Genomic DNA, 24014 nt, shown 5'->3' on the forward strand with positions numbered 1-24014 from the left:
GCGGAAAAAAGAATCGTATGATAATCTTTACATAATCTTTACAAACCTTTGATGATACATTAATAATTGACACGTATGATCGATTTTGGGTAAACGATCTAATACTAGGTTTTGAAGGGATGAGGAGTTTGGACGTAATGGATCTCCTGTTTCTATTTCTCGGGGGTATAGGAATCTTTTTATTTGGTATGAAGTTTATGAGCGACGGCTTAACGAAAATTGCCGGCGATCGCTTACGAGATCTTTTGGATCGCTTCACATCAAATCCATTAAAAGGAGTCCTTGTCGGGATTGTTGTAACAGTTTTACTACAATCAAGTACGGCAACAATTGTATTAACCGTTGGACTTGTTAATGCAGGTTTTATGACACTGACGCAAGCGATTGGTGTTATTATGGGTGCGAACGTTGGTACCACAACGACAGCATTCATTATCGGGATTAACATTTCTGCTTACGCACTACCGATTATTTTCTTAGGTACATTTTTTATTTTCTTCTTTAAGAACAAAAAATTGAACAACATAGGACAAGTTATATTCGGTTTTGGTGCACTATTCCTAGGGCTTGAATTTATGGGTGATGGTGTAGAACCATTAAAAGACAACGCCTTTTTTGCGGAGTTAACACTTAGCATGAGTGACAACCCAATTCTCGGTGTTATTGTCGGTACTGTGTTTACAGCTATTATTCAAAGTTCTACAGCGGCAATTGGTTTACTTCAAAGCTTCTACGATTCAGGAGCGATGGACTTAAATGCAGCGTTGCCAGTATTATTCGGTGATAATATTGGTACGACAATCACAGCTGTCATTGCTTCAATTGGAGCAAGTGTTGCTGCAAAGCGTACAGCACTCAGTCACGTTATATTTAACTTAATTGGTGCTACCGTCATTATGATTCTACTCGTACCGTTTACAAACCTTATCGTTTGGTTTGAAGAAACGTTAAACTTATCACCGCCAATGACGATTGCTTTTGCTCACGGTACGTATAACGTTGCCAATCTATTGCTACAAGTTGCCTTTATTGGTGTACTTGCAACGATTGTAACGAAATTAATACCAGGTAAGAGTGAAGAGATTGAGTACAAAGCGAAACACCTCGATCCGACGTTCATACAACGAGCGCCATCGATTGCACTTGGTCAAGCACGTGCAGAAACACTACGTATGGCGAACTTCGCTGAATTAGGATTAGAAGAAGTGCTCAAGTATCTGCATACGAACAATCGTAAAAATGCGGAGCGAACAATCCAATATGAAGAAGCGATTAACAATCTTGATCGCACGATTACAGATTATTTAATGCAGATTTCTAATCGATCACTTTCAAGTGATGATTCATTCACGCATACGATGTTACTCGATACCGTACGTGACATTGAACGAATCGGTGATCATATGGAAAACATTATGGAACTCGTTGACTATCAAATCAAAAACAAAGTAATATTATCTGAAGATGCAAAAGCAGATTTAGAAGAAATGTTTACTCTTACACGTAAAACGTTGAAAGATGCTGTTTATGCATTAGAGCATCATGATGTGGAAGCTGCTCGTGCAACCGAACAACAAGAAGATGAAATCGACAAGATGGAACGCAAAATGCGTAAGAAGCACATTATGCGTATGAACGAAGGTCGTTGTTCTGGTTCAGCAGGAATCGTATTCGTCGATATCGTAAGTAACTTAGAGCGAATTGGTGACCACTCGGTGAACATTGCTGAAGCGGTTTTAAATGAAGAGAAGTAATAGAAGGAGATGAGTGAGATGGATATCGTATGGATTGTACTTTCAATTGTTTGCTTTGCGTTAGCATGATCGGTGTGGTATACCCAATCATACCGAGTGCACCAGCGTATATCCTTTCACTTGTTTTTCTAGCTCTTTATACAGGCTTTGATTATTTTGGTTGGTTTTTCTATACAGCGCAAGGTATTCTCGTCGTTTTAATGCTCGTCATTGACTTTTTAACGAGTTATTACGGCATTACGAAAATCGGCGGATCAAAAGCTGCGGTATGGGGAAGTGTCGTCGGGTTACTTCTCGGCCCACTTCTTATTCCTTTACCGTTATTCAATTTGTTGATCGGTGCCTTTATCGGTGCGATTGTTGGAGAACTAATCGCAGGTGGCCGTAATCTTAAGAAGCTATCACAAATTGGACTTGGGTCATTGCTCGGATTTATCGGAGGAGTGATCGGTAAGTTTGTACTAATTTTTGTCGGCATGATTCTAGTAGCCGCTGCATTAATTTGGTAGATTATTAGAATTTAGCTTGCGGCATATAGTTTTGTGTGGTATATTAGCAAATGTCCAATTCATGGCGGTGTAGCTCAGCTGGCTAGAGCGTACGGTTCATACCCGTGAGGTCGGGGGTTCGACTCCCTCCGCCGCTACCAATTACATAATGACGAATATGGCGGCTGTGGCGAAGTGGTTAACGCACCGGATTGTGGTTCCGGCACTCGTGAGTTCGATTCTCATCAGCCGCCCCATGTTTGGACCCTTAGCTCAGTTGGTTAGAGCAGACGGCTCATAACCGTCCGGTCGTAGGTTCGAGTCCTACAGGGTCCACCATATCGTAATCATTCCAAATCATTAACGATTGTTAATGGTTTTTTTTATTTTATAGTAGTGTTATAAAATAACGATACTAGATTCATGAAAAAAATGTTTAGTAAATAAAGATGCAGGGAAGCAAACCTATAAGCGCACGAAGTTAATTTACTTGCCAAAAGTTAGGTGCTTTGCTAATGTAAAATTGAGGTAAGTTGAATGGCGATGACGAATGTTATTGCTACCATACTCAAATTTAACATTACAATCGATTCGTAGGAGGAGATTTATTATGACTAATTATCAACTTCCCGATCTTCCATATGCAGCAAATGCGTTGGAACCACACATTGATGAGACAACAATGAATATTCATCATGGGAAACACCACAACACGTACGTAACGAAGCTTAACGATGCGCTTAAAGGACACGAAAGTCTTGCAAGCCAATCTGTTGAGGATCTTGTAACGAACCTTGATAAGGTTCCAGAAGAGATTCGTACAGCTGTACGTAACAACGGTGGTGGCCATGCTAACCACAAGTTGTTCTGGACAATCCTTAGCCCAGAAGGTGGCGGCAAGCCATCTGGAGACCTACTTGCTGCAATTGAGAACAAATGGGGCACTTTCGATGCATTCCAAGAAGAGTTCACAAACACAGCACTCGGTCGCTTCGGATCTGGTTGGGCTTGGCTCGTTGTTAAAGGCGGCAACCTTGAAATCCAAAACACACTAAACCAAGATTCGCCACTTACAGAAGGTAAAACACCTGTACTCGGTCTTGACGTTTGGGAGCACGCATACTACCTTAACTATCAAAACCGTCGTCCAGACTATGTAGCTGCATTCTGGAACGTTGTAAACTGGCAAGAAGTTGCTCGTCGCTTTGACGAAGCAAAGTAATGGATTAATATAAGACGAAGACCAATCGGTCTTCGTCTTTTTTGTGTAGAAGCAAGAGAAGCGGTGCGCGTAGCAAGAGAAGCGGTGCGCGTAGCAAGAGAAGCGGTGCGCGTAGCAAGAGAAGCGGTGCGCGGTGCAAGAAAACCAATCAATGTAGCAATAGAAGCATGCAGGAATAATCCTCATCCGTTTTTTACACTCTCATCTATAGGGATTACATTAACGCTTACCCATGAAAATTTTCGGTGTCTGATTTGAGGGTAGATTATATCATTTCGAGAAGTCTTTTTTTGGAAAATCATGTATGATTGACCTTGCATCTGCACACGCTACTTTCGAGGTGAGGTGGCGGATGCGGTTGTGGTTAAAGAATTTAATTCCAGATTTCGTTTATCATAATAAAGACTTTAAGTTGTTACTACTTACAGGGGGCTTGTATGCATTAAGTACAGCGCTCTCTAATACGTTTGTGAACGTTTACTTATGGAAGCAATCTGAAGATATTTTAGCGATAGCTTTGTACAATTTAGCTTCGGTACTATTCCAGCCGCTGGCGTTTTTTTTAGCGGGGCGCTTGACGAAACGCCTTGATCGTACGACGGTACTACGGATTGGGGTTGGAATGCTAGCAGTATTTTATTTAGTTGTGCTACTAGCTGGAACACATGCTAGTCAAATGCTTATCATCCTCGGAGCGATTTTAGGTCTTGGTTTTGGGGTGTATTGGCTTGCGTTTAACGTGTTAACATTTGAAATTACTGAGCCTGAGACGAGAGATGTCTTTAACGGGTTTTTAGGGTTATTTTCGTCGTTTGCTGGGATGATTGGTCCGTTTACAGCCGGTATGATCATTCACTATTTTCCTGGTTTTGTTGGGTACCAAACGATTTTTGCAATTTCATTATTGTTGTTTGCGGTTGCGGTCGTGTTGTCGTTTTACTTTAAACGTAGAAATTCATCAGGTATTTTTAGGATAAGTAGTGTGTGGCAACGACGCCATGAAGATGATGATTGGAGAAGGATTCTCTTTGCCCATTTTTTTCAAGGGTTACGAGAAGGTGTCTTTGTTTTTATTATCGTGATTTGGATCTATACGACGACCGGAAGTGAGATGGCGCTTGGGACGTATGGATTAATTACGTCAGCGATTTCGTTTTTCGCATACTTTCTTGTGGGTCGCTATTTAAAAGCAAGATACCGTAAAAATGGTATTTTAATTGGTGCGCTGATGCTTTACCTCGCACTGTTTATTATTATCGGTGATCAGACATTTACCCGTTTGCTTATTTATGGATGATCATCTCATTTGCATATCCACTCGTGTTCGTTCCATATGTGTCAATGACGTATGACATTATCGGTAAAGCGTACAAAGCCGCTTCGATGCGTGTTGAATACCTTGTGATGCGTGAATGGTTTTTGAATGCTGGACGTGCGTTTTCAATTGTTGGTTTTATGGTTGCCGTTCATTATATGGGTGAAGAGCGTGGCATTATGTTTACCTTGCTTCTCTTTGGCGCTGGCCACTTGTTTTTATATATGGCCATCCGTCCGATTGCATTTGGACGAGCTGCGAAAAAACAACAAGAGTTCTCATCAAAAGGGATGGAAGATGCAGAGCGACAGTCGTAGTCACAAAATCGTCGTTTATCGCTAAAGACCCTCATGATACAATAAGAACGATTATGTTGAACACACAAGAGGGGAGCTTACATAATGGTGAATGATCGACGAAAAAATCACATCCCTTTTCGATTAAATGTGCTATTTTTCGGTGTGTTTATTTTATTTTCTGTGTTGATTTTAAGGCTAGGCTATATTCAAATTGTTGAAGGCGAGTCTTACGATTTAATGCTAAGTCAACAAGAAGAGCAAACAGCAAATGTGGATGCACCGCGGGGGTTAATGATTGATCGCTATGACAATGTTGTTGTAGATAACGATTTGCAACTATCCTTGACGTATACAAATACACCGCGTAATGATCTTGAGCGTTATGAAATTGCGCATCAACTCGTGGACTATTTAAACATTGAAGATGAGCAAATTGAATCTGTGAATGCAAGAGAATGGAAAGATTATTATCTTTACAAAGGTTCTATGGAAGAAGACGGACCGATTTCGACACACGTTTCTAGTCTAACGACAGATGGAGAAGCGAACGAATTGGATGATGATGAGTTTTATCAATTGCAATTAAATCGATTAGACGAAGAAGAGATTGCAGATAGCTTTTCATATGAAGAGCAACAAGCAGTTGTCATTTGGGCTGAGATGCTTAGCGGATACAACTATTCTCCGAATCGAATTGCAAGGAATTTAAGTGAAGAAGAAGCGCATCGACTCGGTGAAGTTTTGCATGATATGCCAGGGACGGATATTTTACGAGATTCTGAACGGATTTATCCTTACGGTAATTCATTTAGACGCCTATTTGGTGGGACAGGTAGCATTCCAGCAGAACAGTTGGATGGTTATGTTGGTCGTGGATATGAACGAAGCGACACGGTCGGCACATCGTTTTTAGAGTCGCAGTATGAAAATGTGTTACGTGGCGAAAAAGCAGTTATGCGAACGGATGCACAAGGAAATGTAACGACAGATCCTGGTCGTCGTGGCAATGATTTAATCTTAACGATTGATATGGCATTGCAACAAGAAGTAGAAGAGATTATCAATCAAGAAATGACAGGATCATTTATTGCCGATCGAGAAGCGTATGTCATTATGATGGAACCTGACACAGGAGAAATTTTAACGATTGCAGGATATGATGGTGAAAACCTGGGTGCGACGACGAGTACCTTTGAAATGGGTTCAACTGTGAAGATGGCGACGATGTTAGCTGGCTATCATCACGGAGTTGTTGATCACGGCACGGTCGTACGAGATGCACCGATTACAATTCCAAGCTCACCGACCATTCGTTCTTGGCAGACGATGGGATACATTAACGATATCGATGCCATCCGAAGATCCTCGAACATTTATATGACAGAAATCGCAATGAGGCTTGCAGATTATAACATGTCTACGAATAGTTGGGGCGCATTATCAGAGTCTTATCAAGCATTGCGAGATCATTACCGACAGTTTGGCTTAGGTACAGAAACGGGTATTGATTTACCGAATGAGTCAACGGGATTAATTGGAAACAACCAACAAGGTGAGGTATTGTTTTTAAGCTTTGGACAATATGATACGTACACACCGATGCAACTTGCGCAGTTTTCCGCAACGATGGCAAACGGAGGAAAACGTATGAAGCCTCAACTCGTTCGTGAGATTCATGAACCGAGCAACGGGGAAGAAAACTCAGGAGCGATCGTAAGGCAAAGTCAACCAGAAGTATTAAATACCGTGGACAATACAGATGCTGATTTTGAGCGTATGCAAACGGCAATGAGACAAGTGATTAGCGTCGGTGGCCAAGGAGGCGGAACGGCGAGTAGTTACTTTAATTCTGCTACGTATGAAGCGGCTGGTAAGACGGGAACAGCTCAAATTATGACGAATGGTATGAACGGAAACAACCAATCGTTCGTAGGGTATGCTCCTTTTGATGACCCAGAAGTAGCGATTGCTGTTGTTGTACCAAATGTAGCACTCGAACGTGCGGGTGGAAGACAAGGGATTGCGAACCATATTGCACGCGAATCGCTTCAAGCGTATTTCGATTTACAAGAAGATCGAAGTAATCCAGAGCAAGAAGAAGATGAAGAAGAAATATACGGAGATCCAGAAGCATAAAGGAAATAAAAATGCCATCAAAGTAGGTAAACTTTGATGGCATTTTCTAATTCGGTTAAGGTGTTGTGAATGTCTCGATAATCTCATCGATCGAATACTCATTGGTAACGTTATGAAGACCGGTTTGAATTTGCGTTTGTCGTTCTCGTTCATAAATCGGTTCAATAAATTCATTTGTTGTGCTGATGAAGCCGCTATCAACGAGTAGTTGTGCAACGTCGTCACTCGTCATCCCTTCATGTATAACGACATAAAGTACCGTTTCTTCGTTTCGTTCATCAACAATCCGTTCAGTTTCTGAGACAGGGAAATCATAGTCTCGCTCGAGCAATGCATTGTATAGTGTTTCATCGGTATAGTCATCAATTGAACTCGTCGGAGCAGTAGGACGGGTGGTTTCTGCGTTCGCGTCACTTTCGTTGTCATCTTGGAAGAAGTATTGAAACGAAATGACAACAACTGCTGCAATGAATAAGCCAGACGCAAGTCTCGTAATGTGTGAGATGTCATCGTTACGACCCTTTTAGCGATGAAGGAAGCAGATGCAGCACTTCATCTTCACTTAGCTGAAGTTGTTTTGAAATTTCTAATACTGAATGACCGTGTGAGATTTTTTCAGCGATCGTCTGTTTTAGTTGATGCAATGAGCTCGTTTGTTTGTCTTCTTTTGTTGTCGTGACTAATAATTCCTCTTCGAGTCGCTCTATTTTCGTTTGTAACGTATACACATCACCCATAAGTTGCAACGTATGCTGCTCAAACGATTGATCTTGTTTGACGTCTTGTTTTTGCTTTATTATAGACAAAATAAAGCAGAGGACGCTTAGACTTAATAAGATAATAACGACAATGTCCAACAAGATTCCCCCTTTTTTTAACGATAGTGCCATTATACTACGTGATGTGTACAACTTCATCTTGATTTATTGCCTAAAAACTGTTAGTATATGTTGGTATGATTGCGATGATAGGAGGGATACGGATGCGCGTTCAAGTAACACTTGCATGCACGGAAACGGGTGACCGCAACTATATAACAACAAAAAACAAACGTACGAATCCAGAGCGTATTGAATTTAAGAAATATAGTCCAAGACTACAAAAGCATACGCTCCACCGTGAAACGAAGTAAGCAGCAGATTTTTTGCTGCTTCTTTTTATATGGAAAAAAGGTGAGGATACGGTGAATGAAAAAGAAATTCTTCGTAAATCGATACTAAATGCTCTTAAAACAATGACAGACGATGAGTTAGAACAAAGAGCTGAACCATTATATGAGCGCTTCATGCAGCAACCAATTATTCAAGATGCGAAGACAGTGGCGCTAACAATAAGCATGGCACATGAGTTGCCGACAAGGCCACTCATCGAGAAGCTTTGGTCGTTGTCTAAAACGATTGTCGTACCGAGGGTCTCGTGCTCTAAAGCAAGACTGATGGACTTTTACATACTTTCATCCTTTGAAACTTAGTCACATCTTCGTTCGGGGTGTTAGAGCCGGACCTAACGACAGCAAAACAGATTGACAAAGCGTTAATTGATGTTACTGTCGTGCCAGGTGTTGCCTTCAACAATAAAGGATATAGAATTGGCTATGGCGGTGGCTATTACGATACATTTCTAGAGAAGTATCCTAGCATTGCGACGATTAGCTTGCTATATGATTTTCAATTACATCAGAAGGTTCATGAAGAGCCTCATGACCAACGTGTGGATTACTTAATCATTGAAGGTGATAATGGATGATAATATATAGTAGTGCAATTGCTTTGATTGCCATCGTTGCGTACCGTCTTAAGTCGTTAACGGGTTTGGGCGCGCTGACTGCGTTTTTGATCGGTGTATTAATTGCTTATTTCTTTGAAATTCAAGGATTAATCATATTAGCGTTATTTTTTATTACGAGTACGGTGTTAGGGAGGTTAAAAGCTTCCTCATTTACTCGTGAAAAGGAACAACGAACTTCGCTTCAAGTGCTCGCTAATGGCGGAGTTGCAGCTGTCGCAGCCTTACTCGTGCCTTTTTTTGGCGACATTGCGGTGTACCTTTTTCTAGCATCACTTGCTGCTGCGACAAGTGATACGTGGGCTACAGAAATTGGAAGACGTTATGGTGGTAAACCCTTTCACTTAAGACAAATTTCTAAAGATGAAATCGGACGTTCAGGTGCGATGACATTTATTGGAACGGTGGCTAGTCTAGCTGGCAGTTTTCTCATTGCGATCGCAGGATTTGCATTGTTTTCGTTACCTGCTATTTCAATTGTGATTATTACGTTGGCTGGATTTATCGGTGCGTTTATTGATACGGTCGTTGGTGCTTTTATTCAAGAAGAACGTCGTTGTGTCGTTTGCGGTGAATTAACCGAGGATAAGTATCATTGTGAAATGCAAACGGTGTTGGACCGTGGTGTACCAAAAATCACTAATAATGTCGTCAACTTTATATGTACGAGTTCGGCGGCGCTCATCACTCTGCTATTTGTATAGTGTTTTTCTTTTTAAAGCAAACTAAAAAGAAAAAGGTGATGAGCAATGAAAAGACTACTATGTTTTCTACTCGTAATGATCGTGACAGCTATTCTGTATCAATACCGCCACGTATTTATTAACAAATTACTTATGAATGAAGCGAGAAGACGTTTTATCATTTCTACGATGATGAACATTAAACCAATTCGAAGAAGAATGTTAGCACGTTATTCACCATTTCAATAGGAGATATTGTTCGCAACTATTCGTCAACTGCCTTAGTATTAGAGATAAGGGAATGAATAGATAAAGGATGAATGCAATGGAGGTTAGAGATCAAGACGTTCTCTTTTGGGAACTCGCCCATCATCTCGTTACTAAGAATAACTTTAAAGCCCTACACGTGAGTGGCGATCGTAAGCAACTATGGCTTGAAAGAGAGACCGACCACGACGTTACGGTGATCAGTATGTCTAAGATTGATATGGCGTACAGTCGTGGTCTAGAAGACCACATGAAAGAAGTGGCCAATCAATTTCAAGTGCTAAAGAAACCACCTAGAAAAAAAGAAGTGAATTACTATCATCTCTACGTAACGTCAATTGCACCAGTAGACAATTGGCAACAGAAAACGAATGAAATTCTTTATACAGATGCAAGCAAGAAGCGGCCTGTTGTCACAAAATTGTTTGCCGCTTCAATTGGAGCGCATCATGGGGATGACATCAATCGCTTTTTAGAAACCGTTCAAGCGAGTGAGGGCTTTCCGACAAAAGAGCAAATGTTGCCTGATCACGAGCAAGTAAAACAACATCAAGTGACGAGAAAGCGCATTGAAGTTCTCGATGAGTTGGAACGTGAGCAAAAAGAAATTCAAAAAGTTTTCGCCTACGGAAAGCCTAGGTTTACAATGGTGCTACTCGTACTCATCGCAACCGTCTTTATTCTGATTGAAACGCTTGCTAGTTCTCAAGATGTGTTAGCATTGATTGATTTTGGTGCAAAATACAACCCAGCGATTGATGATGGTGAAGTTTGGCGTTTTGTCACATCGATGTTTTTGCATATCGGCATTTTTCACTTGTTAATGAACGCATTAGCGCTGTTTTACTTAGGGAATGCGGTTGAGCGAATTTATGGGACCGGACGGTTTGTGTTTATTTATTTCGCGGCTGGAATTGTCGGTTCAATTGCGAGTTATGCGTTCACATCACAAGTATCAGCAGGTGCAAGTGGAGCAATCTTTGGTTGTTTTGGGGCGTTGTTATACTTTGGTCTCGTGTATCGTGACCTGTTCTTTAAGACGATGGGAAAAAGCTTGCTTATCATCTTAGCGATTAATATTGTCTTTGGAACCGTTGTTCCGATGGTTGATAACGGTGCGCACATGGGCGGATTACTTGGCGGATTTTTAGCCGCGTCCATCGTTCAGTTGCCACACGTTAAACACGGTTTACGAAGAGTCATTGGAGCGGTCTCATTGTTGGTCGTTGCAGCAGGTATATTTACATACGGGTACGTTAGTGAAGCTTCGGTTAGTTCGCTACCACTTGTTGAAATGCAAATCAGCCAAGAGTTAATGGAAGAAGAGCGTTTTGATGAGGCGTATGAAGTGATGTCTGAAGTGATTGATCATACAGAGGCTCCTGAAGCGTACTTCGTCATTGGCAACAGTGAAGTAGGGCGACATAATTACGAAGAAGCATTGCACTATTATGAGCAAGCCGTTGAAGGGAATCCAGACTTTCATGAAGCGGTGTACAATTTAGGGTATACGTACTATCAACTCGGTGATGAAGAACAAGGTCGTGAGTACGTGGAGCAAGCGATGGAGATGGACCCGGACAATTCTCATTATGAGGATTTCTATGAGCGGATGGAAGGGTAAATGAAGGAAGGCTAATAAGATGTTCTTAGGCTACTGAGAATGTCTGCGCACGTAACAGAAAAAATATGCACACACTTTAGTATGTGGTTTCTGTGGCTGCGCTTGCCGCGGGCGTTGCTTAAGCTAACTTTACTTCCGTAAGCGTCTTCGCCACGGCAGCCACTTTTTTCTTCTGCGAAGTGTATATACGAAATTACACGTAGTGTATTTCGCCAATAATTTAGATTTAAAAGCTTATGCTTAGAACGTCTCTAGAGACGTTCTTTTTTGTTGAATCAACTAACGATTAGATTATAGATCGTTATTGTTAGCCCTAAAACGGCTAAAATAATTGCGAGCCAACAGAATGCTCTGCCAATCCTGATGAACCGGTCTTCTGGAGGAAAGTATAAGAGACCGACGATTGCAAGCAGAGCACCTAATGGTAAAAACATAACGCTCCCTATGCCTAATACCAGACTGAGTACCCGGTCTCTCGTTAATGAATGAACCATATTGTCACCACCTTAACTTCTACAAGGTTTTCCCTTAAGAAACACATAGTAAACGGAAATTTAGAAAAAACAAAAAACAAGGTAGAACCTACCATAAAAAGGGAATAGGAATCAGTGAATACACTGATTGAGGTGGTTGTTAATGCAGTGGAATAAAGGTACGTTAGGATGGAAGATTTTCTTGCCGATTGGTGTTTTAGCAGTTGTTGTAATTGTTTCTGCAATGATTGTTTCCTCTCATTCAGAAGCTCATGTTTACCTAGATGAGGAACAACAAGAAGATGGTCAAAGCTCAATTTTAGGTATCGAACAAATTTCTTCGAGTAATCCACAGATGGATACGTACAGAGCGTATCGTAATGTTGGGACGTACCAAGTTGAATATTATGTTGATGTATCTACAGAAGATCATGTAATTGTTGATGCGTATGATCTATCGTTTAGAGTAATTGGTGGGACGTTTAACGGCGTACCGGAAGTACAGCATAATGATGAACGTGCGACGTTTAATGAGAGTCTAACAGCTAGCGGTGGAATTAGTAGTTATATGATTACTTTATTTGTAGACATTGAAGATGATCGTTTAGTCGTGACGTATTAAAGAAGTGTTTGTGATCTTATTAAAGTTACGACGTTTAGTAAACGTCGTAGCTTTTTTTGATCGAAATTATGTGAAGTTGCCATTCACGACCGATCTCTTCCGAACCTGCAATCTTGCTTTGGTATTCAAAACGTAGCAGTCTTAAAACAAATGACAAGTCTTCGTTTTTCTGTGCATACACATGTACGACCTAAACAAAAAGGAGCCCATAATTATGATTGCTGCGTTTATGGTTGCTGTTGCCTTTGGGGCAATGCTCGTACATCAACGTGTCACGGATGTCGAAAAATGGATGCTATTAATCGTCCTCTTGTTTGGAGGTTGTGGTTATTTAGGGTTAGTACTTGCGAACTCTTACTTTGCGTTTTTGTCGCCATCTTGGTTAAGCGGATTTTGGTCAACGTGTACGATCATCTTTATCACTGCAGCTGTCGTTGGTTATCATCCGTATTACGGTTTTTTTGGACGGAAAGATGTACGGATTTGGGCGAGTATGCTCGGGTTATTTTTCTTAACAGGGGCGCTTGTGAACGTCTGGTTCTCGCAAATCCTCACGTTTATTTTACTTCTTATTATATTTGTCATTGGATTGTTTGCAGGATTTTATTTACAAAATCTACTCTCCTTACAATGGTCGCGTTTTCGGTATTTACCTTTTGTTCCTCTCGTATTTCTAGTTTTCGCGACCGCGGGAAAGTTGCTATAATGTAGCTATGGAAGATTTTAAAAATGTGTATGATATACGTCAATTCTTAATGAAATACAACAGTGTCATTTATACGAGAGATCCAATTACCGATCTATACTTAATGGAGGAAGAACTACGAGCGCTCTACGATGTCAAACTGATTGACCCAAAGCGCTACATGCATGGCAAGTTATTGCTCGGTCGTGAAGCAGAGCGCCTTCAAGCCGAACACAACAAAAAAACAAACGACATGGAGGAGTTATGAACGTCGTAATTGGGGTGGATATTGGCGCGAGTACCATAAAGTTAGGCGCATTTACGACCTTGGGTCAATTGCAATACAAATGGTCGATCAAACAAATGTTGCATATAACGGTGAGTCAATTGCAAGTGATATTGCAACGAGTATAAAAAGTCAAATGCGCACGAGCGACAAGCTTTTAAGCATTGGTGTCGGTGTTCCAGGTTTTGTTCCTGCAAAAAGTGGCGTTGTTCACGGTGCAGTAAACGTTGGTTGGAAAGAGTACAACCTCAAGGCAAGGATTGAGCGACTGCTGGATGTTTCGGTCTTTGTGAACAACGATGCGAACCTAGCAGCGCTCGGGGAATATTGGCAAGGAGCAGGCCAACAAAGTGAAACACTCTTACTCGTAACGCTCGGTACTGGTGTTGGTGGTGGCATTATTCATCGTGGAGAAATAATAAATGGCCCAAATGGTACAGGTGGAGAGATTGGACATGTTACAATAGAGCCAGGAGGTAGACTTTGCGCGTGTAATCGACGTGGCTGTCTAGAAGAATACATAGGAACAAAAGGATTTGCGAATACGTTGCATGACAAATTAAGTGAAAAACGTAACGTTACAACCGAGCTTGAGTGGGATGACTCTGTCGAGTCCATTGTAAAAGCTGCAAAATCTGGTGATCACGTCGCACTTAAGATTATTGAAGAGTGTACGTATTATTTAGCCCTTGCTCTTGCAAACGCTGTCACGCTGATCAATCCGAACAAAGTACTGATTGGTGGAGGGATTTCAGCTGCTCGCGATTCGCTCTTTCAGCCACTTCATAAGCACTTTTCTCGTTTTGCACTGCTTGAAACAGACCCTAAGACGTTAATTGTGCCTGCAAAACTGGGTAATGAAGCCGGGATTTACGGTGCAGCAAAGCTGGCACTAGATCGTCACAGCGTAGAGACTAATCATCTGAGAGGAGAATGAATCAAATGAATAAAGCGATATCAATTGTAGGCGTACCGATGGACCTAGGACAAAGTCGAAGAGGAGTGGACATGGTCCAAGCGCAATTCGGTATGCAGGCGCAGTCGAACGAATTGAGAATTTATCGTACTCGATTGAAGACCGTGGAGATATTTTGATTGAACGTCCTACTGAGAAAGAAGCAACTCCTTCCAATTTAAAGCATTTAAATACTGTTGTTAATGCAAGTCATGTATTAAGACGTACAGTTTCTGAAATTGTAGAAAATGGCAAATTTCCACTCGTTTTTGGCGGAGATCATAGCATCGCGATCGGATCACTCGCAGGAATTACGCCACATTATGAACAACTCGGCGTTATATGGTATGATGCTCACGGAGACCTTAACACTGAAGAAACATCCCCATCAGGGAATATCCACGGCATGCCACTTTCGGTAGCGCTCGGTCGGGGAAACAAGCAGTTAACTGAACTTTTTCAAGATCATCCTTTAAAAGAAGAAAACATCGTATTAATTGGTGTTCGTGCATTAGACGAAGCTGAGAAAGAATTTATTAGAACGTCTAATATTACCGTTTTTACGATGCATGAAGTGGATCGCCTCGGAATGACTGAGGTGATGTCACGTGCGCTTAAACATCTTGAACATTGTGATGGCATCCACCTAAGCTTAGATTTAGATGGCCTAGATCCACTTGATGCTCCTGGGGTAGGGACGCCTGTTGTAGGCGGACTTTCTTATCGCGAAAGTCATCTTGCGATGGAAATGTTGCACGAGTCAAAACGCATCACGTCTTGTGAATTTGTTGAAGTAAATCCGATACTTGATGAGAAGAATAAAACAGCAGAAGCTGCCGTTGCTCTGATGGGTTCATTATTTGGTGAGAAGTTAAAATAACTGGAGGGGACAATTGTCTCATGGAAGCAAAAGAATACCGCATTGAACGAGATTTTTTAGGGGAAAAACACGTTCCGGTTGATGCTTATTACGGCATTCAAACGGTACGAGCTATGGAGAACTTTCCAATTACTGGCTATCCGCCACATCCTGCACTAATTCAAGCTTTTGGTTACGTGAAGAAAGCTGCAGCAATGGCGAACCGTGACGTTGGAAACCTGAACGAGTCACTTGCAAGTGCAATTATCCGCGCATCAGAAGAAGTCATTGAAGGACAACATAACGGTGAATTTGTCGTTGATGCTATTCAAGGTGGTGCAGGAACTTCATTTAACATGAACGCAAATGAAGTGATTGCCAATCGAGCAATTGAAATTTTAGGATACGAGAAAGGCGATTACATGAGGTTGAGTCCAAACACGCACGTGAACATGGCTCAATCGACGAATGACGCGTTTCCAACGGCAATCCATATTTCAGCTCTAAAGCTTTCCAAAGGCTTGCAAAACGCGTTAGATGCGGTCATTGATACATTAGAGAAAAAAGAAGCAGCATTTGATGATGTCATTAAAATGGGACGTACACATCTGCAAGATGCTGTGCCAATTCGTCTCGGTCAAGAGATGGGTGCATATCGTCGTATGTTAGAGCGCGATCGTGGACGGGTTCGTCGTGCACTTGATAACTTGTATGAAATTAACATGGGAGCTACAGCCGTTGGGACAGGCTTAAATGCTCAGCCAGAGTACATTAAAACAGTTTCTGAGTATTTAGCGCAACTGACGGGTCTTCCACTCGTAAGTGCGAAGCATCTCGTTGATGCAACGCAGAATACAGACGCTTACACAGAGCTATCTGGCTCGTTGAAAGTCCTTGCCATTAACCTTTCAAAAATGGCAAATGACTTGCGTTTAATGAGTTCTGGACCGAAGACAGGCATTAATGAAATTAACTTGCCTGCACGTCAACCAGGCTCTTCAATCATGCCAGGTAAAGTGAATCCGGTCATGTGTGAAGTTGTGAACCAAATTTCGTTCCAAGTCATCGGAAACGACCAGACAATCTCGCTTGCATCCGAAGCAGGGCAACTTGAATTAAACGTAATGGAACCAGTGCTCGTATTTAACTTGTTGCAATCTTTATCCATTCTTGATAATGGATTAACCGTCTTCCGAAAGTATGCACTTGAAGGCATGACTGCAAATGTGGAACATAGTAAAGAACAAGTTCATCGTAGTGTCGGTATTGTAACGGCAATTAACCCTCACGTCGGTTATGAAGTCGCTTCGAGAGTCGCAAAAGAAGCACTTTCAACCGGACGTTCAGTGAAAGAGATTTGCCTTGAGCGTGGCATTCTTTCTGAAGAAGAACTCGATGAAATTCTAGATGCACAAGAAATGACAAACCCAGGTATTGCTGGGAAACGTTTCATGGAATAATACATGACAGAGCTGTCTCGTAAATTACTTACGGGTCAGCTCTTTTTTTAGTTATTTTATGTCGGTGGTACTGTATGTTTAGAAAAGTAGGAATTCCCCATCGAGAAATTCTCCAACAATCCCTATACTAAGAGTTCATTATAGTTTATTAAGGTGGTGAAGAAGTGAAGCAATTAAAACGATTCGTCTCGTTCGTTTTTCTAATTATACTTGTTCCAGAACTAGCTAATGCAGAAGATTCAAACGATCGAGTAACTAATCTCGCTCTTGAGATGGTTGGAGAAAATCAACAAGAGTTTTTAACGTCTGAGTTTGTCCAGTATGTGTACGAAGAAGCGAACGGTATTCATCTACCAAGATTCGCAAGAGAACAACAACAAATGGGACAAGCCATCGAGCGACGTGACTTACAGTCTGGAGATATCGTATTTTTCCAAGGCTCTTCTTTGATGTCTGGGATTTACATTAACGATGGACGCTTTGTTATTGTCACGAGTGAAGGCATTTCAGAGCGCAATTTTAATCAGAGCGATTATTGGTCAGACGCCTATCATGGCGCGGTGAGATTTAGTCAAGACGAGGAGATTGATCCTGCTGCGGAACTGGCTTTAGAAAACGTTGGTGAAAACGATCAAAGCTTCATTACCTCAGAGTTTGTTCAGTTTATTTATGAAGAAGCGAGAGGGATTTCGTTGCCTCGCGCAGCAAGTGATCAATGGATTGAAGGCCGTGACGTTAACCAATTACAATCGGGAGATGTCGTGTTTTTTCAAGGTAGCTTCTTAATGTCTGGCATCTATATTGGCAATGGACAGTTTGTAATCGTAACGACTGAAGGTATTGTCCAACGAAACATGGAGACGAGTAGTTATTATCAAGATCGATACGTGGGGGCTAAACGATATGATGGTGATTCATCCACACCTACGGATCATGACATTGTGCAGTTGGCACGTGAACTCATAGGTACACCGTATAATCGCTCTGGATCAAGTCCAGAGGAAGGATTTAATTCAGGTTCATTTGTGTATTACGTGTATAAAGAAATAACCGGAAGTTGGCTTTCAAAGCGAACTCCAGCCTTGTACGAAGCTGGTATAGAAGTTGAACGGGAAAAATTACAATCAGGGGACCTCGTCTTTTTCGAAAATGATGATGGGGAGTTGATCGCGGGAATCTATTCAGAAGACGATCAATTTGTCATTGCAACGTCATCAGGTGTTGAAGAACGGCATTTGGATTACAATACGTATTACTCGGATCGTTATGTCGGTGCTGCACGCTATACCGATGATCGTTTGGAAAAATCAAATCCACTGACCTATGAGGAGCATGAGAACCCGATTGTCAGGGAGGCGATGAACCATATCGGAACGCCTTATTTAATGACCGGTAGTACGTTGGATGCATTTGATTGCTCCTTTTTTGTACAAATGGTTTTTAGGGAAGCGATGGATGTTCATTTACCCCGAATCAGTTATAAGCAATGGGAAGTCGGAGAAACGATGCTTCCTGAAAATACGGACATTAATGACGTTGAATTAGACGAAGAGTTGCGTCCTGGAGATGTCTTATATTTCTCAGGAACGTGGCAAGAAGACATTTCTCACACTGCCATCTATTTAGGAGAAGATTACATCATTCACGCAACAGGAGAAGAAGGACAGACAACGATTTCTTATATGAGTGAGTATTGGCGAGATCATTTCACCGGAGCAAAACGGTTTGATGATTTGACGATCCAGTACGACAATGAGGCGATTTTTGAGGCTTATCAATTGCTAGGCACGGATTATAAACAAGGTGGTACTGCCCCAGATGATGGTTTTGATACAGGAGGGTTTGTACAGTACGTATACAACGAAGCTTATCATTACGAGCTTCCTCGTTTTGGGAGAGAACAGTGGGAAGAAGGAACAGAAGTTTCAATCGAAGTAGCTGAACCAGGAGATCTTCTGTTTTTCCAAGGTTCGAGCATTATTCCCGCTCTGTATATCGGAAACAATCAAATGATCGTGACGACCGTTTCAAACGGTGTAACGGTGATCGATTTGACAACGAGTGAATACTGGCCACCTCGTTTGATCGGTGCAAGAACGTATGATACAGACCGACGTGACCTTGAAGTCGTTCAAATTGCAAGAAGTTATATTGATGAATCGTTTGTTGATACGTCTGCAGCATTTATTCAACAGCTCTTTCACGAAGCGTCAGGCATTGAATTACCAGATAACATCGATGATTTACAACAAACGGGTGAGAGTATCCATGTTGAAGAACTAAATGAAGGCGACCTTCTGTTTTTTGAGAATCCGAATTTAGTTGGAATTTACACTGGTGATGGTCAATTCATTACGATTGTACAAGATCAAGTATCTGAACAATCATTAGACGGAGAACAGCGATGGATTGATCGATTTGTAGAAGGAAGAACGATGAATGACGTGTGAAACGTTAGCTAATTAAACGTTCTGAATACACTAAAACGAGCTCATCGAAGCATTCGATGAGCTCGTTTTATTAAATTGCCTGATTACTGTTTGAGAGATTAGCTAGCAAAAACTTCGTTAAGTTTCGCAATCGCAAAATCAAGATCTTCTTTCGATATCGTAAGTGGTGGTGCAAGGCGCAGTACATTTTCGTGTGTTTCTTTACAGAGCATGCCTTTTTCCATTAAGCTTTCACAATATTTTCTTGCGGGTTCATGCAATTCGATACCGATAAACAACCCTTTTCCGCGTACTTCTTTAATGGCAGGGTGCTTAATTTTTTTGCACTCATCCATAAAATAATTGCCTAATTTTTCGGCACGTTGAGCAAGATCTTCTTCAATAATAACGTCCATCGCAGCGATGGATACGGCACATGCAAGCGGATTTCCACCAAACGTTGAGCCGTGCGAACCAGGTTCAAAGAGGTTGAGTACGTCTTCGTCTCCACAAACCGCAGAAATTGGCATAACTCCACCGCCAAGTGCCTTCCCGAGAATGTAGAGGTCAGGCGTAACATTTTCATGTTCGCAAGCGAACATTTTCCCGGTGCGGGCGAGACCGCATTGAATTTCATCAGCAATCATGAGCACATTTTCCTTTGTACATAACTCACGAACGTCTTGCAAAAAGCCAGTCGATGGAATGAGAATTCCCGCTTCGCCTTGAACTGGTTCAAACATAAATGCAGCCGTATTTTCTGTGATGGCAGCTTTTAACGCATCGATATCACCGTAGGGAATGACTTTAATCCCTGGAAGAAGAGGGCCAAAGTCTTTTTGGTATTCTTCATTTGATGATAATGACACGGCAGCGAGCGTACGGCCATGGAAATTATCTGTACAAACGATAATTTCAGCTTGGTTGTTGGCAATACCTTTTACACGGTAACCCCATCGACGTGCCGCTTTAATTGCTGTTTCTACGGCTTCTGCTCCAGTGTTCATCGGTAGAATTTTATTTTTACCTGTAAGGTTCGATAGCTTCTCATAAAATGGGCCAATTTGGTCGTTATGGAAAGCGCGAGAGGATAAGGTTAATCGATCGGCTTGTGCTTTTAATGCATCAATAATTTTAGGGTGACGGTGACCTTGGTTGACTGCAGAATAAGCGCTTAGCATATCAAGAAATTCGTTACCATCCGCGTCTTTCACCCAAGAGCCAGTTCCTTCAGAGATCACGACAGGAAGTGGGTGATAATTTGGTGCTCCGTAGTGATCGTGTTGTGAAATTAATTTTTTAGAATTCGACATGTATAGTCACTCCTTTTCTCACCTTTATTCTTATGCAATTTTCAAGCCAACTATAGAAGAGGTGTGTCAAAAAATGTTGGATTTGCTATAATAAAAGAATCAATTAGGAAAGGGGAACGTCCTATGGTTATGAGCCGGGAAAGTGTGTGTCATTTATTATCTTTACTTGACGTTGGCGTCCATATTATTGATCAACATGGAGTGACGATGTACTACAACGATCAGATGGCAACGATTGAAGGCATGGACCCACAAGACGTCATTAACCGGCCAGTCCAAGAGGTTTTCTCTTTCAAACGCGTTGAAGACAGCACATTGCTCACGGCGATTCATACAAAACAGAGTTCACGATCTAGAAAACAATCCTATAAAAATGCTTATGGTCATGATGTGACGACGATTAATCGGACGAGCCCATTATATGATGCAGAACGATGTATCGGTGCGGTCGAGTTGTCTCGAGATGTGACACGGTTAGAGCATTATATGGAGCAAAGTGCAACGAAGCGGCAGAGTGAACGGTTTACGTTTGCTGATATTATCGGACATTCGAAAGCGTTGCTTCGTGTAATTGAAGAAGCAAAGCGGGCTACTCGAACGACGTCTTCGGTTCTAGTTATCGGTGAAACGGGGACTGGAAAAGAGTTGTTTGCTGAAAGTATTCATACTGGAAGTGAACGACAAAACGGTCCATACGTGACCCAAAACTGTGCAGCCATCCCAGAAACGTTGCTTGAGAGTATTTTGTTTGGAACCGCTACGGGAGCTTTTACTGGCGCAAAAGAAAAGGCTGGCTTGTTTGAACAAGCGAATGGGGGCACGTTGCTTTTAGATGAGCTCAATTCCTTGCCGATGGTGCTTCAAGCGAAACTGCTACGCGTCTTGCAAGATAAGCGCGTACGGCGTGTCGGTGCAATTCAAGATCAAAAAGTCGATGTAAGGGTCGTTGCAACGATGAACGAAGACCCAATCGTGGCAATTGATGAAGGAAGACTTCGTCGTGATTTGTATTACCGTCTAAACGTCGTTAGTCTTCACGTACCGCCTCTGCGGGAACGAAAAGAAGACATTGAGCCGCTCGTTTTCTCGTTCGTTAATAAATTTAACAAGCGATTCAATTTAAAGATTCGAGAAATGAGTGAAGGTTTATGCGCCAGTTGCTCGATCATGATTACCCAGGCAATGTAAGAGAACTGGAGCATGTTATAGAAGGAGCAATGAATTTTATCGACGACGAAGATGTTTGTTTACGACAAGAGCACCTGCCAAATTATTTTGCAGTAGTAGCAGACCGTTCTGAATCAGTGACAACATCACAAACCTTTCATGATTACATGTATGAACAAGAACGACAATACTTACAACGTGCTTTACAAGAACATCATGGAAACATTTCGCAAACAGCAAAATCCATTGGTATGAGTCGGCAGACACTTCAATACCGAATCAAAAAACTAAACATAAAGGAAGATACATGATGCTTCAAAACGGTCTTTACGCAATCACAGCAGAAGAGTTGCATCCTGGACGCCCTCTTCTGGAAGTAATGGAAGAAACGCTTCAAGGCGGCGCCAAAATGATTCAATATCGCGACAAAAAGGGTTCTAAGAAACAAGTCATTGAAAATGCAAGAGCGCTTTCTGCATTAGCCAAAAGCTACGATGTTCCGTTTATTATGAACGATCATTTAGATGTGGCACTGATTATTGATGCTGACGGGGTTCATTTTGGTCAAGATGACGTTCCGCTCACCGAAGCAAGAAAGCTACTCGGACCGAACAAGCTCATCGGAATCTCTACACATTCTCTTGAAGAAGCAGTACGTGCAGAACGTGGTGGGGCGGATTATATCGGTGTAGGTCCAGTGTTTGCTACGGCTACGAAAAAAGATGCGCAACAAGAAATTGGTCTTACGTTGCTACAAGAAGTTGTCGAAGGTGTTGCCATTCCTACAGTTGCTATTGGTGGAATAAATCGGCAAAATGCATTGTCAGTCATTGAAACAGGCGTAACACAAGTTGCTGTAATTAGTGATGTGTTACAAGCAACAGCGGTAAAACAAACAGCGCAAACGTTTCAAACTTTATATGATCAGGGGAGAAAAAATGTTTAAAGGTAGCAACAAATGGATGTTAATTATACCAGGGGCGTTAATGGTTTTCCTTTTCGTCGGGGGATACTTTTATGTTTCAAGTGCAGATCGTATTGATCATGAACAATTAAAAGACACACTAACGTTAGAAGGGCACATTGAAGAAGAAACGGTATCTGTTCATTGGGACTGGGGAATGCTTCCAGATGGAGAGATTGAAGGCGAAGAGTATGTTGGTGTGATGTTTTATGATGACAACGATGAACAAATTCACGGATCAGAAGTCGTGGATGCATCGGTCACGTTATACCAAAGCGGCAACGAAACGAATGAACTTGAAGGAGATATTGTTGACGATGGTGTTATCTTCTCATTTCCAAACCGTCTAGATGCCTATACTGTATACGGGGTTGAAGGAGAAGCAACAATTGAACTTGAAACAACGGTCGATCGTGCAGAAGTGTATTACTTGCACACGTGGGAAAACCATGCAGGACAACGTGGAGACGACCCATCTTTTGAAGACCCACCGTTCCCTGGTATGGACGCTTATGATTATTTCTACTGGGTGAAAGAAATAGAGATCACGAACTAAATTGAACAGCTTAAAAAAGACTGCAGCAAATGCATTTTGCTGCAGTCTTTTTGCTGTTTCGTAAGTGCTTATAAATGATGTAAGTCTAAAGTCTTGTTTCGATTGAATGATGATTGGGTAAAGTTACCTACTTAATTGAAATTGGAGGGCTTTTTAAATGTATCGAATTACCATTGTAAACGTTGAGCATAAAGTTATTGGCATTCATTGGACGAGTGAATTAACTTCAGAAGGAGTTGAAGAAGCTAATCGTGACATTGAACGACTCATTCAACAATTCTCTACACCAGGATTTGATGTGCTCGTTTATATGCAGGATGTCACTGCGTTCAAACCAGAAACACAAAAAGCGATCGTAGCTCATCAGGAATGGCTGTTAGATGTTGGCATGCAGCGAGCAGCAGTAATTGTAAAAAGTCAAGTTGCTAAATTACAGTTAAAGCGAACGACAAGGCAATCCAAGCATAAACGAGAATTGCATTTTTTGAATGAAGACGAAGCGTTGTCATTTTTAATAGAAAACCCTGTGCATGAGCAAGTACTATAATTGAACGAATAGGTGATCGATAACATGTACTTGATCAACTTTTAGGGCGATTAAAAATTCTCCAATGATGAAGTCGGTAAACATCAAGGCAGAGTTCACACCATTCAACGTGTTGAATCTTAGAA

General features: G+C 41.6%; 24 protein-coding genes, 3 tRNA genes and 3 pseudogenes. 26 read left to right on the forward strand and 4 right to left on the reverse strand.

Going from position 1 to position 24014, the window contains the following annotated elements; genetic code table 11:
- Window positions 1-137 precede the first annotated feature (137 nt).
- The 9 genes and pseudogenes from JCM19038_RS00780 (at window position 138) to JCM19038_RS00815 (ending at window position 7214) form a co-directional block, all read left to right on the forward strand.
- Complete coding sequence (locus JCM19038_RS00780) at window positions 138-1754, forward strand: Na/Pi cotransporter family protein (RefSeq protein WP_238554235.1); 1617 nt, start codon at window positions 138-140, stop codon at window positions 1752-1754.
- A 29-nt stretch (window positions 1755-1783) separates the two neighbouring features.
- On the forward strand, window positions 1784-2263 hold the full coding sequence (locus JCM19038_RS00785; RefSeq protein WP_052360885.1) for a DUF456 domain-containing protein: 480 nt from the start codon (window positions 1784-1786) through the stop codon (window positions 2261-2263).
- A 63-nt stretch (window positions 2264-2326) separates the two neighbouring features.
- Window positions 2327-2403 (forward strand) — tRNA-Met (locus JCM19038_RS00790).
- Between the two features lie 20 nt (window positions 2404-2423).
- Window positions 2424-2499 (forward strand) — tRNA-His (locus JCM19038_RS00795).
- Between the two features lie 5 nt (window positions 2500-2504).
- Window positions 2505-2581: transfer RNA gene (locus JCM19038_RS00800), tRNA-Ile, on the forward strand.
- A gap of 271 nt (window positions 2582-2852) precedes the next feature.
- Complete coding sequence (locus JCM19038_RS00805) at window positions 2853-3464, forward strand: superoxide dismutase (protein WP_042413510.1); 612 nt, start codon at window positions 2853-2855, stop codon at window positions 3462-3464.
- A 63-nt stretch (window positions 3465-3527) separates the two neighbouring features.
- Window positions 3528-3722, forward strand: coding sequence for a hypothetical protein (locus tag JCM19038_RS22150; protein ID WP_152549293.1), 195 nt, complete (start codon window positions 3528-3530; stop codon window positions 3720-3722).
- A 94-nt stretch (window positions 3723-3816) separates the two neighbouring features.
- Window positions 3817-5096 (forward strand): annotated as a pseudogene (locus JCM19038_RS00810) (MFS transporter).
- Between the two features lie 84 nt (window positions 5097-5180).
- On the forward strand, window positions 5181-7214 hold the full coding sequence (locus JCM19038_RS00815) for a penicillin-binding protein 2 (protein ID WP_042413513.1): 2034 nt from the start codon (window positions 5181-5183) through the stop codon (window positions 7212-7214).
- A 55-nt stretch (window positions 7215-7269) separates the two neighbouring features.
- Here the strand turns inward: JCM19038_RS00815 and JCM19038_RS00820 are convergent, their stop codons facing one another.
- A complete protein-coding gene (locus tag JCM19038_RS00820) occupies window positions 7270-7545 on the reverse strand; it encodes a hypothetical protein (protein WP_042413515.1) in 276 nt (91 codons plus the stop codon).
- 181 nt (window positions 7546-7726) lie between these two features.
- Window positions 7727-8071 (reverse strand): hypothetical protein, encoded by a 345-nt coding sequence (locus JCM19038_RS00825; protein WP_042413519.1) that lies wholly within the window; start codon window positions 8069-8071, stop codon window positions 7727-7729.
- Between the two features lie 125 nt (window positions 8072-8196).
- Here JCM19038_RS00825 and rpmG point away from each other — a divergent pair, with 125 nt between their 5' ends.
- From rpmG to JCM19038_RS00855, 6 genes are all read left to right on the forward strand, one after another.
- Window positions 8197-8346 carry a 50S ribosomal protein L33 gene (gene rpmG, locus JCM19038_RS00830; RefSeq protein ID WP_042413522.1) on the forward strand — a complete coding sequence of 50 codons (150 nt, stop codon included), beginning with the start codon at window positions 8197-8199 and terminating at the stop codon, window positions 8344-8346.
- Between the two features lie 51 nt (window positions 8347-8397).
- On the forward strand, window positions 8398-8685 hold the full coding sequence (locus tag JCM19038_RS24150; protein WP_042413525.1) for a 5-formyltetrahydrofolate cyclo-ligase: 288 nt from the start codon (window positions 8398-8400) through the stop codon (window positions 8683-8685).
- A 17-nt stretch (window positions 8686-8702) separates the two neighbouring features.
- Window positions 8703-8960 carry a 5-formyltetrahydrofolate cyclo-ligase gene (locus tag JCM19038_RS24155; RefSeq protein WP_052360887.1) on the forward strand — a complete coding sequence of 86 codons (258 nt, stop codon included), beginning with the start codon at window positions 8703-8705 and terminating at the stop codon, window positions 8958-8960.
- A complete protein-coding gene (locus JCM19038_RS00845) occupies window positions 8957-9703 on the forward strand; it encodes a DUF92 domain-containing protein (protein ID WP_042413527.1) in 747 nt (248 codons plus the stop codon). The genes JCM19038_RS24155 and JCM19038_RS00845 overlap by 4 nt, the downstream gene beginning before the upstream one ends.
- A gap of 45 nt (window positions 9704-9748) precedes the next feature.
- Window positions 9749-9931: a hypothetical protein gene (locus tag JCM19038_RS00850; RefSeq protein ID WP_042413531.1), complete on the forward strand. Its 183-nt coding sequence runs from the start codon at window positions 9749-9751 to the stop codon at window positions 9929-9931.
- A gap of 76 nt (window positions 9932-10007) precedes the next feature.
- Window positions 10008-11573, forward strand: coding sequence for a rhomboid family intramembrane serine protease (locus JCM19038_RS00855; RefSeq protein WP_042413534.1), 1566 nt, complete (start codon window positions 10008-10010; stop codon window positions 11571-11573).
- Between the two features lie 275 nt (window positions 11574-11848).
- On the opposite strand, the gene JCM19038_RS00860 is transcribed toward JCM19038_RS00855, so the two are convergent.
- Window positions 11849-12067, reverse strand: coding sequence for a hypothetical protein (locus tag JCM19038_RS00860; protein WP_042361368.1), 219 nt, complete (start codon window positions 12065-12067; stop codon window positions 11849-11851).
- A 142-nt stretch (window positions 12068-12209) separates the two neighbouring features.
- Between JCM19038_RS00860 and JCM19038_RS00865 the strand changes: the two genes are divergently transcribed.
- The 7 genes and pseudogenes from JCM19038_RS00865 to JCM19038_RS00895 all read left to right on the forward strand — a co-directional run bounded on the left by JCM19038_RS00865 (window position 12210) and on the right by JCM19038_RS00895 (window position 19363).
- Window positions 12210-12668, forward strand: a complete 459-nt coding sequence (locus JCM19038_RS00865; protein WP_042413537.1) for a DUF5626 family protein — start codon at window positions 12210-12212, stop codon at window positions 12666-12668.
- Between the two features lie 214 nt (window positions 12669-12882).
- Complete coding sequence (locus tag JCM19038_RS00870) at window positions 12883-13374, forward strand: hypothetical protein (RefSeq protein ID WP_042413540.1); 492 nt, start codon at window positions 12883-12885, stop codon at window positions 13372-13374.
- Window positions 13375-13381: 7 nt separating this feature from the next.
- Window positions 13382-13621 carry a YqgQ family protein gene (locus JCM19038_RS00875; protein WP_042413542.1) on the forward strand — a complete coding sequence of 80 codons (240 nt, stop codon included), beginning with the start codon at window positions 13382-13384 and terminating at the stop codon, window positions 13619-13621.
- Window positions 13622-13700: 79 nt separating this feature from the next.
- A complete protein-coding gene (locus tag JCM19038_RS00880; protein WP_052360889.1) occupies window positions 13701-14576 on the forward strand; it encodes an ROK family protein in 876 nt (291 codons plus the stop codon).
- A gap of 5 nt (window positions 14577-14581) precedes the next feature.
- Window positions 14582-15474 (forward strand): annotated as a pseudogene (gene rocF / locus JCM19038_RS00885) (arginase).
- A gap of 20 nt (window positions 15475-15494) precedes the next feature.
- On the forward strand, window positions 15495-16913 hold the full coding sequence (gene aspA, locus JCM19038_RS00890) for an aspartate ammonia-lyase (RefSeq protein WP_042413545.1): 1419 nt from the start codon (window positions 15495-15497) through the stop codon (window positions 16911-16913).
- A 164-nt stretch (window positions 16914-17077) separates the two neighbouring features.
- A complete protein-coding gene (locus JCM19038_RS00895; RefSeq protein ID WP_052360891.1) occupies window positions 17078-19363 on the forward strand; it encodes a C40 family peptidase in 2286 nt (761 codons plus the stop codon).
- Window positions 19364-19461: 98 nt separating this feature from the next.
- On the opposite strand, the gene JCM19038_RS00900 is transcribed toward JCM19038_RS00895, so the two are convergent.
- Window positions 19462-20655, reverse strand: coding sequence for an ornithine--oxo-acid transaminase (locus JCM19038_RS00900; protein ID WP_042413548.1), 1194 nt, complete (start codon window positions 20653-20655; stop codon window positions 19462-19464).
- 123 nt (window positions 20656-20778) lie between these two features.
- Between JCM19038_RS00900 and JCM19038_RS00905 the strand changes: the two are divergent.
- From JCM19038_RS00905 to JCM19038_RS00920, 4 genes and pseudogenes are all read left to right on the forward strand, one after another.
- Window positions 20779-22133 (forward strand): annotated as a pseudogene (locus JCM19038_RS00905) (sigma-54 interaction domain-containing protein).
- Entirely contained in the window at window positions 22133-22768 is a 636-nt protein-coding gene (gene thiE / locus JCM19038_RS00910; protein WP_042413550.1) for a thiamine phosphate synthase, read from the forward strand. The pseudogene JCM19038_RS00905 and the gene thiE overlap by 1 nt, the downstream one beginning before the upstream one ends.
- The gene (locus JCM19038_RS00915) at window positions 22761-23342 is read left to right on the forward strand and encodes a hypothetical protein (protein ID WP_042413552.1); all 582 of its coding nucleotides are present in this window, start codon (window positions 22761-22763) and stop codon (window positions 23340-23342) included. The genes thiE and JCM19038_RS00915 overlap by 8 nt, the downstream gene beginning before the upstream one ends.
- Before the next feature lie 157 nt (window positions 23343-23499).
- Window positions 23500-23889 (forward strand): hypothetical protein, encoded by a 390-nt coding sequence (locus tag JCM19038_RS00920; protein ID WP_042413554.1) that lies wholly within the window; start codon window positions 23500-23502, stop codon window positions 23887-23889.
- Window positions 23890-24014 lie beyond the last annotated feature (125 nt).

Source organism: Geomicrobium sp. JCM 19038 (genome assembly GCF_000698125.1).
Lineage (GTDB): Bacteria > Bacillota > Bacilli > Bacillales > Marinococcaceae > Geomicrobium_A.

Coding starts and splice junctions, on each gene's coding strand:
- rpmG (WP_042413522.1), top strand. CDS start 8,197: ATGCGCGTTCAAGTAACACTTGCATGCACGGAAACGGGTGACCGCAAC.
- JCM19038_RS00785 (WP_052360885.1), top strand. CDS start 1,784: ATGGATTGTACTTTCAATTGTTTGCTTTGCGTTAGCATGATCGGTGTG.
- JCM19038_RS00805 (WP_042413510.1), top strand. CDS start 2,853: ATGACTAATTATCAACTTCCCGATCTTCCATATGCAGCAAATGCGTTG.
- JCM19038_RS00855 (WP_042413534.1), top strand. CDS start 10,008: ATGGAGGTTAGAGATCAAGACGTTCTCTTTTGGGAACTCGCCCATCAT.
- JCM19038_RS00850 (WP_042413531.1), top strand. CDS start 9,749: ATGAAAAGACTACTATGTTTTCTACTCGTAATGATCGTGACAGCTATT.
- JCM19038_RS00845 (WP_042413527.1), top strand. CDS start 8,957: ATGATAATATATAGTAGTGCAATTGCTTTGATTGCCATCGTTGCGTAC.
- JCM19038_RS00920 (WP_042413554.1), top strand. CDS start 23,500: ATGTATCGAATTACCATTGTAAACGTTGAGCATAAAGTTATTGGCATT.
- JCM19038_RS00815 (WP_042413513.1), top strand. CDS start 5,181: ATGGTGAATGATCGACGAAAAAATCACATCCCTTTTCGATTAAATGTG.
- JCM19038_RS00780 (WP_238554235.1), top strand. CDS start 138: ATGGATCTCCTGTTTCTATTTCTCGGGGGTATAGGAATCTTTTTATTT.
- JCM19038_RS00880 (WP_052360889.1), top strand. CDS start 13,701: ATGGTCGATCAAACAAATGTTGCATATAACGGTGAGTCAATTGCAAGT.
- JCM19038_RS00870 (WP_042413540.1), top strand. CDS start 12,883: ATGATTGCTGCGTTTATGGTTGCTGTTGCCTTTGGGGCAATGCTCGTA.
- thiE (WP_042413550.1), top strand. CDS start 22,133: ATGCTTCAAAACGGTCTTTACGCAATCACAGCAGAAGAGTTGCATCCT.
- JCM19038_RS00915 (WP_042413552.1), top strand. CDS start 22,761: ATGTTTAAAGGTAGCAACAAATGGATGTTAATTATACCAGGGGCGTTA.
- JCM19038_RS00860 (WP_042361368.1), bottom strand. CDS start 12,067: ATGGTTCATTCATTAACGAGAGACCGGGTACTCAGTCTGGTATTAGGC.
- JCM19038_RS00900 (WP_042413548.1), bottom strand. CDS start 20,655: ATGTCGAATTCTAAAAAATTAATTTCACAACACGATCACTACGGAGCA.
- aspA (WP_042413545.1), top strand. CDS start 15,495: ATGGAAGCAAAAGAATACCGCATTGAACGAGATTTTTTAGGGGAAAAA.
- JCM19038_RS00875 (WP_042413542.1), top strand. CDS start 13,382: ATGGAAGATTTTAAAAATGTGTATGATATACGTCAATTCTTAATGAAA.
- JCM19038_RS00865 (WP_042413537.1), top strand. CDS start 12,210: ATGCAGTGGAATAAAGGTACGTTAGGATGGAAGATTTTCTTGCCGATT.